Source organism: Brevundimonas sp. PAMC22021 (assembly GCF_019443405.1).
Classification (GTDB): Bacteria; Pseudomonadota; Alphaproteobacteria; order Caulobacterales; family Caulobacteraceae; genus Brevundimonas.
In genome coordinates, this window is the sequence record NZ_CP080376.1 from 473,830 (window position 1) to 487,217 (window position 13,388).

The 13,388-nt window shown below is 68.4% G+C and carries 19 protein-coding genes; 12 read left to right on the forward strand and 7 right to left on the reverse strand.

Features of this window, described 5'->3' with window-relative positions; translation table 11 throughout:
* The first annotated feature begins 13 nt into the window (after positions 1 to 13).
* The 3 genes from KY493_RS02185 (at position 14) to KY493_RS02195 (ending at position 1,785) form a co-directional block, all read left to right on the forward strand.
* Positions 14 to 1,051 (forward strand): sensor histidine kinase, encoded by a 1,038-nt coding sequence (locus KY493_RS02185; protein ID WP_219897370.1) that lies wholly within the window; start codon positions 14 to 16, stop codon positions 1,049 to 1,051.
* A 22-nt stretch (positions 1,052 to 1,073) separates the two neighbouring features.
* Complete coding sequence (locus KY493_RS02190) at positions 1,074 to 1,535, forward strand: NUDIX domain-containing protein (protein ID WP_219897371.1); 462 nt, start codon at positions 1,074 to 1,076, stop codon at positions 1,533 to 1,535.
* A gap of 67 nt (positions 1,536 to 1,602) precedes the next feature.
* Positions 1,603 to 1,785: a CsbD family protein gene (locus KY493_RS02195; protein WP_219897372.1), complete on the forward strand. Its 183-nt coding sequence runs from the start codon at positions 1,603 to 1,605 to the stop codon at positions 1,783 to 1,785.
* A gap of 60 nt (positions 1,786 to 1,845) precedes the next feature.
* Here the strand turns inward: KY493_RS02195 and KY493_RS02200 are convergent, their stop codons facing one another.
* From KY493_RS02200 to KY493_RS02220, 5 genes are read right to left on the reverse strand one after another with little or no spacing between them, the layout of a single operon-like run.
* On the reverse strand, positions 1,846 to 2,295 hold the full coding sequence (locus KY493_RS02200; RefSeq protein WP_219897373.1) for a hypothetical protein: 450 nt from the start codon (positions 2,293 to 2,295) through the stop codon (positions 1,846 to 1,848).
* Between the two features lie 43 nt (positions 2,296 to 2,338).
* Complete coding sequence (locus KY493_RS02205) at positions 2,339 to 3,514, reverse strand: VWA domain-containing protein (RefSeq protein WP_219897374.1); 1,176 nt, start codon at positions 3,512 to 3,514, stop codon at positions 2,339 to 2,341.
* Positions 3,514 to 3,858 carry a DUF86 domain-containing protein gene (locus KY493_RS02210; RefSeq protein WP_219897375.1) on the reverse strand — a complete coding sequence of 115 codons (345 nt, stop codon included), beginning with the start codon at positions 3,856 to 3,858 and terminating at the stop codon, positions 3,514 to 3,516. Before KY493_RS02210 ends, KY493_RS02205 begins: the two co-directional genes overlap by 1 nt.
* Before the next feature lies 1 nt (position 3,859).
* Positions 3,860 to 4,144 carry a nucleotidyltransferase family protein gene (locus tag KY493_RS02215; RefSeq protein ID WP_219897376.1) on the reverse strand — a complete coding sequence of 95 codons (285 nt, stop codon included), beginning with the start codon at positions 4,142 to 4,144 and terminating at the stop codon, positions 3,860 to 3,862.
* Between the two features lie 14 nt (positions 4,145 to 4,158).
* The gene (locus KY493_RS02220) at positions 4,159 to 4,686 is read right to left on the reverse strand and encodes a GNAT family N-acetyltransferase (protein WP_219897377.1); all 528 of its coding nucleotides are present in this window, start codon (positions 4,684 to 4,686) and stop codon (positions 4,159 to 4,161) included.
* 65 nt (positions 4,687 to 4,751) lie between these two features.
* Here KY493_RS02220 and KY493_RS02225 point away from each other — a divergent pair, with 65 nt between their 5' ends.
* Positions 4,752 to 5,672, forward strand: a complete 921-nt coding sequence (locus tag KY493_RS02225) for a histone deacetylase family protein (RefSeq protein WP_219897378.1) — start codon at positions 4,752 to 4,754, stop codon at positions 5,670 to 5,672.
* Between the two features lie 44 nt (positions 5,673 to 5,716).
* On the forward strand, positions 5,717 to 6,376 hold the full coding sequence (locus KY493_RS02230; protein WP_219897379.1) for a histidine phosphatase family protein: 660 nt from the start codon (positions 5,717 to 5,719) through the stop codon (positions 6,374 to 6,376).
* A 6-nt stretch (positions 6,377 to 6,382) separates the two neighbouring features.
* Here the strand turns inward: KY493_RS02230 and KY493_RS02235 are convergent, their stop codons facing one another.
* The gene (locus tag KY493_RS02235; protein WP_219897380.1) at positions 6,383 to 6,787 is read right to left on the reverse strand and encodes a GFA family protein; all 405 of its coding nucleotides are present in this window, start codon (positions 6,785 to 6,787) and stop codon (positions 6,383 to 6,385) included.
* Between the two features lie 95 nt (positions 6,788 to 6,882).
* Here KY493_RS02235 and KY493_RS02240 point away from each other — a divergent pair, with 95 nt between their 5' ends.
* The 7 genes from KY493_RS02240 to KY493_RS02270 all read left to right on the forward strand — a co-directional run bounded on the left by KY493_RS02240 (position 6,883) and on the right by KY493_RS02270 (position 12,850).
* The gene (locus KY493_RS02240; RefSeq protein ID WP_219897381.1) at positions 6,883 to 7,134 is read left to right on the forward strand and encodes an exodeoxyribonuclease VII small subunit; all 252 of its coding nucleotides are present in this window, start codon (positions 6,883 to 6,885) and stop codon (positions 7,132 to 7,134) included.
* Entirely contained in the window at positions 7,134 to 7,490 is a 357-nt protein-coding gene (locus tag KY493_RS02245) for a tRNA-binding protein (RefSeq protein WP_219897382.1), read from the forward strand. Before KY493_RS02240 ends, KY493_RS02245 begins: the two co-directional genes overlap by 1 nt.
* The gene (locus tag KY493_RS02250) at positions 7,490 to 8,404 is read left to right on the forward strand and encodes a polyprenyl synthetase family protein (RefSeq protein ID WP_219897383.1); all 915 of its coding nucleotides are present in this window, start codon (positions 7,490 to 7,492) and stop codon (positions 8,402 to 8,404) included. Before KY493_RS02245 ends, KY493_RS02250 begins: the two co-directional genes overlap by 1 nt.
* Positions 8,405 to 8,456: 52 nt before the next feature.
* The gene (dxs, locus tag KY493_RS02255) at positions 8,457 to 10,367 is read left to right on the forward strand and encodes a 1-deoxy-D-xylulose-5-phosphate synthase (RefSeq protein WP_219898276.1); all 1,911 of its coding nucleotides are present in this window, start codon (positions 8,457 to 8,459) and stop codon (positions 10,365 to 10,367) included.
* 165 nt (positions 10,368 to 10,532) lie between these two features.
* The gene (locus tag KY493_RS02260) at positions 10,533 to 11,402 is read left to right on the forward strand and encodes a TIGR01459 family HAD-type hydrolase (RefSeq protein WP_219897384.1); all 870 of its coding nucleotides are present in this window, start codon (positions 10,533 to 10,535) and stop codon (positions 11,400 to 11,402) included.
* Between the two features lie 54 nt (positions 11,403 to 11,456).
* Positions 11,457 to 11,918 (forward strand): MaoC family dehydratase, encoded by a 462-nt coding sequence (locus KY493_RS02265; protein WP_219897385.1) that lies wholly within the window; start codon positions 11,457 to 11,459, stop codon positions 11,916 to 11,918.
* 2 nt (positions 11,919 to 11,920) lie between these two features.
* Positions 11,921 to 12,850, forward strand: coding sequence for a bifunctional riboflavin kinase/FAD synthetase (locus KY493_RS02270; RefSeq protein ID WP_219897386.1), 930 nt, complete (start codon positions 11,921 to 11,923; stop codon positions 12,848 to 12,850).
* On the opposite strand, the gene KY493_RS02275 is transcribed toward KY493_RS02270, so the two are convergent.
* Positions 12,840 to 13,370: a gamma carbonic anhydrase family protein gene (locus KY493_RS02275; protein ID WP_219897387.1), complete on the reverse strand. Its 531-nt coding sequence runs from the start codon at positions 13,368 to 13,370 to the stop codon at positions 12,840 to 12,842. The genes KY493_RS02270 and KY493_RS02275 overlap by 11 nt on opposite strands.
* Between the last annotated feature and the right edge of the window lie 18 nt (positions 13,371 to 13,388).

Here is a 13,388-nt window from a genome sequence, read left to right on the forward strand (position 1 = left end):
GAACGAACAGCCCTTGGACGCCCCTTCGCCCATACGCCTGCTCTACATCGACGACGATCGCGGCCTGTCGCGTCTCGTTGAAAAGGAGCTGGGACGGCACGGCTACGCCGTGACCTGCGCGCCCGATGGCGACGCGGGGCTTCAGGCGTTGGCCGAAGGCGAATACGACATCTGCGCCCTGGACCACTACATGCCGATGCGCGACGGCCTGGACGTCCTGCCCGACATCATGGCGCTGCCGGCGCCGCCGCCGGTGGTCTATGTCACCGGGGCGCAGGAAGGCCGCATCGCCGTGGCCGCGCTGCGCGCCGGGGCCGCGGACTACGTCATCAAGGACGTGTCCGAGGATTTCACCGCCTTGCTTCGCGCCGCGCTTGAGGACGCCCTGCTGCGTCGGCGGCTGCAGCGCGAGAACGAAACCGCCCAGGAAGAGATCCGCCGCGCCCGCGATCGCGCGGAGGCCATGCTGCGCGAGGTCAATCACCGCGTCGGCAACTCGCTGCAGCTGGTGTCGTCGTTTATGTCGCTGCAGATGCGCCACCTGTCGGACGACGGCGCCCGCGCGGCGCTGCGCGAGTCCCAGGCGCGGATCGAGGCGGTGGCCCACGTCCACCGCCGCCTCTACGCCTCGGGCGACATGTCCACGGTCGCCATGGACGAATATCTCGACGGCCTGATGGACGAACTGTCCAAGTCACTGGGACGGGACGGCGAGGCGCCGCGGCTTGTGCTGGATGCGCGGCCGATGAACGTCACCACCGACCAGGCCGTGTCGCTGGGCGTGGTGGTCACGGAACTGGTCACCAATGCGGTGAAATACGCCTATGAGCCCGGCAAGATGGGCGAAATCCGCATCCATCTGCATCCCGATGGCGACAGCCGCGCCATTCTGACGGTCGAGGACGACGGCCCCGGTTTGGGCGAAGGCGCGCCCAAGGGGACCGGGCTGGGCTCCAAGATCGTCTCGGCCATGGCGTCTGGCCTGCGCTCGGCGGTGGAGTTCGATCCGGCGCACAAGGGCGTGCGTGCGCGCCTGGCCTTCGACCTTTAGGGCGCTCGCGCGTTAGGCGCGCATGCTCCAGTTCGGCCAGAAACAACCCGACCTCGACTATCGTGCGCGCCCCACCGCGTTTGGTGTCGTGTTGTGCGACGGCAAGCTGGCCTGCGTGCGCGTGGATCGCGGCGAGGGGCCCTACTTCGACCTGCCCGGCGGCGCGCTGGACGGCGACGAGACCGAACCGCAGGCGCTGGCGCGCGAGTTCGTCGAGGAAACCGGCCTGACGATCACGCCGGCCGAGCGGATCGCGGAAGCGTCGCAGTATTTCGTCAAGACGACGGGAGAGGCGGTCAACAATGTGGCCGGCTTCTGGACCGCGTCGGTCGTCAAGGAAGACCCCGCCGCCAAATCCGAGCCGGATCATACGCTGGTCTGGATCGATCCAAATGAGGCCGCCGCCAGTCTTCGTCACGAGGCGCACGCTTGGGCCGTTCTGGTCTGGCTTCGGTCACAGCAGGCGCGTCCGGGGAACTCTTGAAGAGCGGAGCCGTTTTACTGCTCACAAGGCGGCGCTGTTCTGGCGACGCCAGGAAATGGAGTTTCTCATGGCCGATCACGATCGCATCGAAGGCGCCGCCAAGAACATGGGCGGCAAGGTCAAGGAAGCGGCCGGCAAGGTCACCGGCGACGAGAAGCTGAAGGCCGAGGGTCGGGCCGACCAGATGGGCGGCAAGGTCCAGAATGCGGTTGGCGGCGTCAAAGACACGCTGCGCGACGATCGCACCTGATCCGGTTTGCCTGCTGAACAAACGCCGTCCGAGCGATCGGGCGGCGTTTTGGCATGCTGATCAGTCTCGATCGCCGAACAGGCGCAGCTTCAGCCCTCCCTCTTCCTCGGTCGAACCGATAGGGCGGCATTCGCTCGTGAATCCGCCGTTGCGATCCGGCCGGCTGCGGCACTCGCGTTCGACCGGAAGGTTCGACGTCGCGAGCGTCGCGGGGCGCGCGCCGCATTGCACCGCATAGGGCGAGCCGCCGGCCGCATCCCTCAGCCGCTGGCAGTCGTCCACCGACCCGGCGACGCGCATTGTCGACGGAAGGTCGTCTCCCAGACTGTCGGCCAGCAGGCGCCGCACCTGGGCCTGGCACACGTTCAGCGGCGTCTCTCCCCGGACCAGGGCGCTGCACCGCGCGCGCTCGAACGCGAAGGGATCGGCTTTGGCCCACTCCGGCAACGGACCGGCGGAAGACGCGGCGGGCTGCTGCATAAGCAGTACGGCGAGGACGGCGGCGATCATGACAGGCTCCCCAGCACTGTGTGTCGCCAAACCCCTAGCACATTCAGCGCGTCAGCGCCCGCATCGCTCGGTCCAACCCATCCAGCGTCAGCGGGAACATGCGGTCGTCCATGATCTGACGGATCATCCCGACGGAGGCGGCATAGCTCCAATGCCGCTCGGGCGTCGGGTTCAACCAGGCGCATCGCCCCCACTGCTGGCGCGCGCGGCGCAGCCAAACCTCGCCGGCCTCCTCGTTCCAGTGCTCGACCGAGCCTCCGGCCATCGACACTTCGTAGGGGCTCATGGTGGCGTCGCCGACGAAGATCGCGCGCCAGTCGCCGTTGTAGCGGTGCAGAAGATCCCACGTCGGAATGCGCTCTGCGTGTCGCCGGCGGTTGTTCTTCCAGACGCCCTCGTACAGGCAGTTGTGGAAGTAGAAGAACTCCAGGTTCCGGAACTCGGTGCGCGCGGCCGAGAACAGCTCTTCTGTCATCCGTATGTGGGCGTCCATCGATCCGCCCACGTCCAGGAACAGCAGCACCTTAACCGTGTTGCGCCGCTCTGGCCGCATCCGCACGTCCAGCCAGCCCTGGCGCGCCGTGCCGTCGATGGTGCCGTCCATGTCCAATTCTTCGGCCGCGCCCTCGCGGGCGAAGCGGCGCAGGCGGCGCAGCGCGACCTTGATGTTGCGCGTGCCCAGTTCGACCGTGTCGTCGAGGTTTCTGAACTCGCGCTTCTCCCAGACCTTGACTGCGCGTCCATGCCGGCCCGGCCCGCCGATGCGCACGCCCTCGGGGTTGTAGCCGCCGTGGCCAAACGGGCTGGTCCCGCCCGTGCCGATCCATTTGGAGCCTCCGGCGTGCCGCTCCTTCTGCTCCTCCAGCCGCTGCTTCAGCGTCTCCATCAGCTTGTCGAAGCCGCCCAGCGCCTCGATCAGCGCCTTGTCCTCGTCCGACAGATGCTTCTGCGTCAGCAGGCGCAGCCAATCCTCGGGCAGGTCGGTGGTCAGGTCCTCGCCCCCGACCGTCTCCATCCCCTCGAATACCCGCCCGAAGACCTGATCGAACCGGTCGTAATGCTTCTCGTCCTTGACCAGCACCGCCCGCGACAGATGATAGAAGGCCTCCACACGCTGGCCGGCCACGTCCTGGTCCATGGCCTGCATCAGATGCAGCCACTCCTTGGTTGAAACCGGCACCCGCGCCTCCCGCAGGGCGAAGAAGAAGGGGAGCAGCATCAGTCGGCCTGATCGATGGCGCCAAGGAGCCGAGCGGCGGTCTGCCTGAGCACTGGCGCATGGACCTGTCCCGCCGCCCAGACGATCTCCGGATCTGAGCGGAAATAGGCGTGCGCCAGCCGATGACGAAGATTGGCGATGTCTTCCCAAGGCGTGTCGGGGGCAAGGCTGCGCATGCCCGGCGACAATCTGGCCGCCCCTTCACCAACGACAACCAGATACATGGACACGGCCGCCACCTTTGTCTTCTCCGTCCGCCAGCCGTCGGCGGGAAGATGGCCGATCTCCGCCGAGATTTCGTCGATCGCGGCGATCATTTCCTCAAGAAGGAGCCTGTCCAGCATCCTAGATGGCAATGGCGTCACGTACTGCGGTGCGCTGCACTAGTCGGTGCATGGAGCGTTCCGTGCCCATTTCGACCTTCAGGCCAAGGCGGTCGCCGAGCTGCCGCTCGATGCCGAAGAAGTCAAAGCCCAGCGGCTTCGTCATCTCCACCATGAGGTCCACGTCGCTGTCCGGCCCGGCTTCGTCGCGGGCGTAGCTGCCGAACAGGCGCACGTTGACGATGCCCTGCTCCTCGAGCCAAGGCTTCAGTTCGCGCAGCTTTTCCAGCAGTTCGGCGCGGGTCATGAGCGCAACATAGTCTATCCGCGCCGCAGGATGAACTCGTCGTCCAGCCAGCGGCCGACCGGATACTGGTACTCGCCGACCTTTTCAAAGCCATGGGCGGCGTAGAGCCTTTGCGCTTTCAGATTGCCGCTCCAGACGCCGATCCACAGCGGGCCGTCCGTGTGCGCCTCCATCCAGTCGAGCGACAGGGTCAGCAGCTTCGTGCCCAGCCCCAGGCCTTGCGCGGCCCTGGAGACATACAGGCGACGAAGCTCCATCTGCGCGGGACGGGCGTCCGGGTGGGGCAGGGTGTTCGGACCGGCGTTGGCGAAGGCCAGAAGCGCGCCGTCGCGCTCGGCCACCCACCAGGCGGCGCCCGGTTCGGCCAGCTTCGTGGCGACAACCTGGGGACTGAAGCTCGCCTGAAGGAAGTCACCCAGGTCCGGCTCCGGGTAGGGGATGCCGAAGCCCGTCACGAAGGTGTCGATAAAGGTCTCGCGGCCGAGAACGCCGAGCGCCTCGGCGTCTTGGGGGCGGGCGGGGCGGATGGCGGCGTCGGTCATGCTTGCGGCTCTAGGGGCGCTCGCCGCGCGCGACAAGCCGCCACACCGCCCCTATGGTCGTCGTCATGCCCGTGACCCTGTTCACCCATCCCGACATGCTGGAACACCTGACCGGCGAGGGACATCCCGAGAAGCCCGGCCGGCTGAAGGCCGTCCTTGACGCCGTCGACGACGCAGGGCTCGGCAAGGATCGCCGATTCGCCGGCGAGGCTTCGGTCGAGGACCTGGAGCGGGTGCATCCGTCCGCCTATGTCGCGCGCCTGCTGAAGGCGTCGCCGGCTGAGGGCGTGAACCAGCTGGACGCCGACACCCTGCTGTCTCCGGGCAGCATGCGCGCGGGCCGGCTGGCCGCCGGCGCCGCCGTCGATGCGGTGCGGGCCGTGGCGCGGGGCGAGATGAAGCGCGCCTTTGCCGCCGTTCGCCCGCCCGGCCACCATGCCGAGCCCGACCGCGCGATGGGCTTTTGCCTGTTTTCCTCGGTCGCGGTCGCCGCGCGCGTCGCCCAGGCGGAGGGGTTCGCCCGCGTCGCCGTGGTCGATTTCGACGTGCACCACGGCAACGGCACCCAGGCGGCGTTCGAGGCCGACGACAGCCTGTTCCTGGCCTCCATTCACCAGATGCCGCTCTATCCCGGCACGGGCGCGCCCGACGAGATCGGCGTCGACAACATCGTCAATGCGCCGGTGCCGCCGCACGCCGCGCGCGAATCATGGCGCGCGACCTTTGCCGGCGGGCTGATGGGACCACTTGAGGCGTTCCGCCCCGATCTGATCCTGATCTCGGCCGGTTTCGACGCGCACCGCCGCGATCCCCTGGCGCATCAGTCGCTGGAGCCGGAGGATTTCGCCTGGGCGACGCGCGCGGTGCTGGAAGTGGCTCGACGCGCCTGCGGCGGCATGGTTGTCTCCTCTCTCGAGGGCGGCTACGACCTTGAAGGGTTGAGCCGTTCGGCGGTCGCCCACTTAGAGGCGTTGGGGGAGGACTAAAGGACGATCAAGGCCCTGACGCCCTCAGGTTTCGTCCGTTCGCCATGCCCAGCACCGTTCTGTCCCTGCAGTCCTCTGAGCCGCCCGCGTCGCCAGCGGCGCTCCCGGCCGTGCTGAACCCGCCTGCGCCTCGCACCGGCGCCATCATCCTGACCCGGCACGGCGAGCCCGCCCTGTCGCGCAAGTGCCGGCTCAGCGCGCGCGAGTACGGCGAATGGTGGGGCCGTTACGAAGTCGGGGGTCTGCGCGCTGGCCAGACGCCGCCCGCTGCCCTGCTGGCCGCCGCCGAGGGCGCCGGCGCCATCTACGCCTCCACCCGCCAGCGCGCGCAGGAGACGGCCAGCGCCGTTGCGGCCGGGCGCGAGGTGATGAGCGACGCCCTGTTTATCGAGGCGCCGCTGCCGCCGCCGCCGTTTCCGGACTGGATCAGGCTGTCGCCGCGCAACTGGGGCGGCGTGTCGCGCTTCTGGTGGCACGTCTTCAATCACCACGGCGGCCAAGAAACCCGACTGGAGGCCGAGGCGCGCGCACGTCAGGCCGCCGCGGTGCTGATCCGCCGGGCCGAGGGCGGTCAAAGCGTGCTGGTGTTCGCCCACGGCTATTTCAACCACATGGTAGGCCGCTGCCTGAAGGCCGCCGGCTGGCGACTGGTGCATAACCAGGGCTTCAAATACTGGTCTCAACGCCGCTACGAAAAGGGCTGAGACCGCCTACCAGTCGGTTCGGCCGTTCATCTTCTCCACCTCGATGCGGGACCAGTCCAGTCCATCGACGAGGTTCAGGTTGACCTGGTGCTTGCTGTAGCGGGGCGCCCCGCCATCGTCCTGCGGGGCGGCCTTGCCGCCGCTCCAGTCGACGGACTCGCCCCAGGTGTGCATGCCGCAGCGTCCGCAGAAGTGGTGCAGTCCCACCTGCGGGTTGGTGCCGTAGTCTTGTCTGCTCCGGTCCTCGCGCACATCGATCTGGCCGACGTCATAGTAGGCCCAGACCGCGCCGGTCCTCTGGCAGAATGTGCAGTTGCATCGCGCCGCCTGGGTCGGATGCTCGGGCAGAACGATTCGGGTGTCCCCGCAGTGACAGGTCGCTTCCAGGGCCATCGGCTCGCCTCCGCTCACGCCATCATCCAACGCCCCGGCGCGACAGACGTTGCCGTTGGGTGCGGCGACACATCCTCGTTGAACCTGCGCCGCCACGCCACTAGGGTCGCGGCATGAGCGACGCCGCCCCTTCCGTGCCTTCCAACCTGAGTTTCGAGGACGCCCTTGCGCGGCTTGAGACCATCGTCTCACGTCTCGAATCCGGCCAGGCGCCGCTGGAGGAATCCATCACCCTGTATGAAGAGGGGGCGCGGCTGAAGGCGCATTGCGAAAGCCGGCTGAAGGCGGCGCAGCTTCGCGTCGAGAAGATCGTGGTCGGTCCCGACGGCCAGCCGAAAGGCGTGCAACCGGCGGAGTTCGGCTGATGGGCGCGGCGCCGGTCGCTGACCGCATCGCGTTTGACGACTTCCAGAAGGTCGATATCCGTATCGGCCAGGTGCTGGCGGCCGACGCCTTTCCAGAGGCACGCAAGCCCGCCTACAAGCTGACCATCGACTTCGGTCCGGAGATCGGCACGCGACGCTCCTCGGCCCAGATCACCCGCCACTACACGCCCGAGCAACTGGTGGGCCGCAAGGTGGCGGCGGTGGTCAACTTCGCTCCGCGCCAGATCGGCCCGTTCATGAGCGAGGTGCTGACGCTGGGCTTTCCGGACGCTGACGGCGAGGTGGTGCTGGTCGGCGTCGACCGCGACGCGCCGCTGGGCGGAAGGCTGTTCTGATGGTCGCCGTGCTTGCCGCCAACTCGCCCGAACAGGCCGTGCTGGACCGCGTGTCGGAGGTCGCTGACCTGGTCACCGTGGCGCTGGACGAGCTTCTGCCGCGCGCGGACGGCCCGGAATCGCGCCTGACCGAGGCCATGCGCTATGCGGCGCTGGGTCCCGGCAAGCGGCTGCGGCCCTTCTTCGCCATCGAGGCGTCGCGTCTGTTCGACATCGAGGAACGGCCGGTGCTGCGCGCCGCCTGCGCCCTGGAATGCGTCCACGCCTACAGCCTGGTGCACGACGACCTGCCGTGCATGGACGACGACGACCTGCGCCGGGGCCGACCCACGCTGCACCGCGCCTATGACGAGGCGACGGCGGTGCTGGCCGGCGACGCCCTGCAGACCGCCGCCTTTGACATCATCCTGCACGAGGACACGCACGAGGACGCCGAGATCCGCTGCGATCTGGCCGCGCGCCTGTCGCTGGCTTCGGGCGCGCGCGGCATGGCCGGGGGGCAGATGATCGACCTTCTGGGCGTGCGCGATGACCTGGGCGGCGTGGCGCGCATGCAGCGGCTGAAGACCGGCGCCCTGTTCGCCTACGCCTTCGAGATTCCGCTGATCCTAGCGCGCGCCGGCGACGCCCATCGTCACGCCCTGCTGGGCTTCGCCCACGACATCGGCCTGGCCTATCAGATCGTCGACGATCTGCTGGATGTCGAGGGCACGACCGAAGAGTTGGGCAAGGCGGCCGGCGGCAAGGATGCGGCGCTCGGCAAGACCAACTTCGTCACCCTGCTGGGCCTTGATGCGGCGCGTCAGAGGGTCGCACACCTGGCCGACCAGGCGCGCGCCCATCTCGATCCGTTCGGCCGCGACGCCGAAATCCTCAAGGCCAGCGTGGACTTCGTGCTAAAACGCAGGTCCTGATAAGGAAACGCCCGCCATCCAAGGCGGCCTCGACACGACCGAACCAAGGCGCCTGATGCCCGACACCCCGCTTCTCGACACCGTCCGCGTTCCGGCGGACACGCGCGACTTTTCCGTCAAGCAGCTGCAGCAGCTGGCCGAAGAGGTGCGGACCGAGACCATCGACGCCGTGTCTGTCACCGGCGGCCACCTGGGCGCGGGCCTGGGCGTGGTCGAGCTGTCGGTCGCGCTGCACCATGTGTTCGAGACGCCGCGCGACATCCTGATCTGGGATGTCGGCCACCAATGCTATCCGCACAAGATCCTGACCGGCCGGCGCGACCGCATCCGCACGCTGCGCCAGCCGGGCGGCCTGTCCGGCTTCACCAAGCGGGCCGAGAGCGAATACGACCCCTTCGGCGCCGCACACGCCTCGACCTCCATCTCGGCGGCGCTCGGCTTCTGTGCGGCTCGTGACCAGAAGGGCGACGACAACAAGGTCGTGGCCGTGATCGGCGACGGCTCCATGTCCGCCGGCATGGCCTATGAAGCCATGAACAACGCCGCCGAGACGACCAAGCAGCTGGTCGTCATCCTGAACGACAACGACATGTCGATCGCGCCCCCGGTTGGCGGCATGAGCGCCTATCTGGCGGGCCTGGTTTCGGGCGGGACCTACCAGACTGTCCGCCGCTTCGGAAAATCGGTGGCCGACCACCTGCCGCGCCCGTTCCGCGACGTCGCCCGCAAGGCCGAGGAGTATGCGCGCGGCATGGTCACCGGCGGCACCTTCTTCGAGGAGTTGGGCTTCTACTACATCGGGCCGATCGACGGCCACGACATGGAAAATCTGGTCCCGATCTTGCGCAACGCCGCCGCCATCGACGACCGGCCGGTGCTGGTCCACGTCGTGACGCAAAAGGGCAAGGGCTACGCCCCGGCCGAAAGCAGCGCCGACAAGCTCCACGCCGTGGTCAAGTTCGACGTGGTCTCGGGCAAGCAAAGCAAGTCCGTCTCCAACGCCCCCAGCTACACCAAGGTTTTCGGGACCGAGCTGATCAAGCACGCCAAGGCCGATCCGTCGGTGGTGGCCATCACCGCCGCCATGCCGTCCGGCACCGGGCTGGACCTGTTCGGCCAGGCCTTCCCCGACCGCACCTATGACGTCGGCATCGCCGAGCAGCACGCCGTCACCTTCGCCGCCGGCCTCGCCGCCGACGGCATGAAGCCGGTGTGCGCCATCTATTCGACCTTTCTTCAGCGCGGCTACGACCAGGTGGTGCACGATGTGGCCATCCAGTCGCTGCCGGTGCGCTTCGCCATGGACCGGGCGGGTCTGGTGGGGGCGGACGGCGCGACCCATGCCGGCTCCTTCGACATCGGCTACATGGGCGCGCTGCCGGGCATGGTGCTGATGGCCGCCGCGGACGAGGCGGACCTCGCCGCCATGATCTCGACCTCGCTCGCCATCGACGACCGGCCCAGCGCCTTCCGCTATCCGCGCGGCGACGGCGTCGGCGTCGAGATCCCCGACATGGCCGCCCCGCTCGAGGTCGGGCGCGGACGCATCGTGCGCGAGGGGACCTCGGTCGCCATCCTGTCCTTCGGCACGCGCCTGCAGGAATCGCTAAAGGCCGCGGACCTGCTGTCGGCGCGCGGCGTCTCGGCCACCGTCGCCGACGCCCGCTTCGCCAAGCCTCTGGACGGCGAGCTGATCCTGCGCCTGGCCCGCGAGCACGAGGCCCTGATCACGGTGGAGGAGGGGGCCATGGGCGGCTTCGGCGCTTTCGTGCTGCAGTTCCTGGCCGAGCAGGGCGCGCTGGACGCGGGGCTGAAGATTCGCACCCTGCACCTGCCGGACCTCTTCCAGGATCAGGACCTGCCCGCCGCCATGTACGCTGCGGCCGGCCTCAACGCCGACCACATCGCCGCCGCCGCCCTCCAGGCCCTCGGCGTCGACGCGTCGCGGGCGGTTCGGGCGTAGGATCATCTTCTCCTCCCCACATGGGGAGGGGGACCGCGCAGCGGTGGAGGGGTTCTTTCCGCCGCACCCACCCCTCCGCCTCGTCGGCTTCGCCGCCGATCCTCCTCCCCATTCCATGGGGAGGAGGGGGTTTCGCCTGTGGGCGTGAATCGCTACGTCACGCCCATGACCCTTCCCACGTCCCTGCCTCATCTCGGCGCGATCGCGGCCGACTACGACATCCTGCTGTGCGATGTGTGGGGCGTGATCCACAATGGTCGCGAAAGCTGGCCGGACGCCTGCGAGGCTCTGGCGCGCTTCAACCGCGAGGCGGGGCACGTGGTGCTGATCTCCAACTCGCCGCGGCCGGCAAGGGACGTGGTGGCGCAGCTGGATGCATTGGGCGTGCCGCGAGAGAGCTGGCGCGCCTTTGTCACCTCGGGCGACGCGACGCGAATGGAGCTTGAACGCCGCGCGCCCGGTCCAGCCTGGATCGTCGGGCCCGAACGCGACGCGCCGCTTTACGCCGGGCTGGATCTGCTGCGGGCGCAAGGCGTTGAGGACGCGGCCTTCATCTCCGTGACCGGCCCGGTGGACGACACGACCGAGACGCCGGAGGATTATCGCGAGCGGCTGGCGGAGGGCGCCGCGCGGGACCTGGAGCTGATCTGCGCCAATCCCGACCGCGTGGTGCAGCGCGGCGACCAGATCATCTACTGCGGCGGCGCCCTGGCCGACGTCTATGAAAGCCTCGGCGGGCGCGTGATCATGGCCGGCAAGCCGTTCGGGCCGATCTATGAGTTGGCTCTGAAAGAGGCCGAGGACCTGTTGGCGCGCCCGGTCGATCGCTCGCGCGTGCTGTGCATCGGCGACGGCGTGGTCACGGACGTGCTGGGCGCCAATGCGCAGGGGCTCGACTGCCTGTTCGTAGCGCAGGGCATCCATGGCGATGCGGCGCGCGGAGCCGACGGTGCGCTCGATGCGGCCAGGGCGGCCGAGTTGCTGCAGGGCGAGACCGCCTATGCCCGCTACGCCACGCTGGACCTGAAGTGGTGAGTCGCGAACGGCAAAGGCTCGCCATTTTGTCGCACGGGCGCTAAGGCCTGTCGGATGGTCGATCTGGTTCAGCAGCATCCGTCCGGGGGCTATATCCTGGATGAACTTCACGTCGGCATGGCCGCCGAGAAGCTCGTCATCGCCACCGAGGATCGCATCCGGCTGTTCGCCGAGGCGTCGGACGACTTCAATCCGGTGCATCTGGACGAAGGCTTCGCCTCCAAGACCGCCTATCGCGGCCGGATCGCTCACGGCCTGCTCAGCGCCTCGTTTGGATCGGCGGTGGTGGGCACCATCCTGCCGGGCGCGGGATCGATCTACATTTCGCAGACGCTTTCGTTTCACCAGCCGGTGCGAATCGACGACGAGGTGCGCATCCGCATCACCGTGATCGAGATCGAGGCGGAAAGCGCGCGGGTGAAGCTGAGCTGCGAGGGTTTCGTCGGCGAGACCCTTATCATGGACGGCGTCGCGGTCGTCCGCGTGCCGCGCCGACGCAAGCCGTCCGCCCGCTGACCATGCAGATCGTCCGCGACTGGCGCGGGCTGCCTTCGGCGCTGAAGGGAGCGGCCGTGGCGATCGGCGCCTTCGACGGCGTGCACCTGGGGCACCAGGCGGTGATCGCCGCGGCGAGGGCGGCGGCCGAACGGCTTGGTGCTCCGCTCGGCGTCGTCAGCTTCGACCCGCATCCGCGTCGCTGGTTCCAGCCGTACGCCGAGCCATTTCGCCTGATGCGCATCGACCAGATGGCGCGGGCGCTGGCCACGCAGGGTGTGGAGCGGCTGTATCTGCTGCCGTTCGATGCCGAGATGGCCGGGCTGAGCGACGAGGCCTTCGCGCGTCAGGTTCTGGCGGAGGGCTTGGGCGTCCGCCATGCGGCCGTCGGATTCGACTTCACCTTCGGCAAGGGCCGGTCCGGCTCGCCCGAGGCGCTGAAGCGATACGGCGATGCGATGGGCTTTTCCGTCTCGAGCGTTCGGCGCCGCGACGGCGCGGACGGGCTTAAGCTGTCGTCCAGCGCAGTGCGCGCGGCGCTGAAGGCCGGCGACATGGCCGCTGCGGCGGCGATCCTGGGGCGGCCCTTCGCCATCGAAGGCGAGGTGATCCACGGCGACAAGCGCGGGCGCACCATCGGCGTGCCGACGCTGAACATAGCGCTGGGCGACTATGTGCGGCCGGCCTACGGGGTCTACGCCACGCGAACGCGGCTGGCGGACGGACGGGTCATCGACGGCGTCGCGAGCCTGGGCGTGCGGCCGATGTTCGCGCTGGAGACGCCGTTGCTGGAGGTCTGGTTGCTGGATTTCGACGCAGACCTCTATGGCCAGACAGTAGAGACCGAGTTCGTCGCCTTTCTGCGCGGCGAGGAACGGTTCGACGGGCTGGAGGCGCTGAAGGCGCAGATCGACCTCGACGCGGCCCGGGCCCGCGACATCCTCAAGCGATAGGACGAAGGCCAGCGGCGTAGCGTTTCCAGTTGGCGACATAGTGCTCGGCCGACATCTTCAGCACGGCGATCTGATCGGGATCGCGCTGGCGCACCACCTTGCCGGGCTGGCCCATGACCAGCGAGTTGTCCGGAATCACCTTGCCCTCGGTGATCAGGGCGTTGGCGCCGATGATGCAGTTCTTTCCGATACGCACGCCGTTCAGGATCACCGCGCCGATGCCGATCAGCGAGTAATCGTCGACGATGCAGCCGTGCATCATCGCCTTGTGCCCGACAGTCACGCCGCGCCCGAGCGTCAGCGGCGAGCCCGGATCGGTGTGCAGCACCGCGCCGTCCTGGACGTTGCTGTCGGGACCGATGGTGATCGGCTCGTTGTCGCCGCGCAGCACGGCGCCGAACCAGACGCTGGCGCCCGATTCAAGGATGACGTTGCCGATCACGGAGGCGGTGGGAGCGATCCAGGCCTCGCCGTTGGCCGGCAGTCGCGGCTGCTGGTCGTCCAGGGCGTAGATCGTCATCGCGGTGTCTCCTGCTTG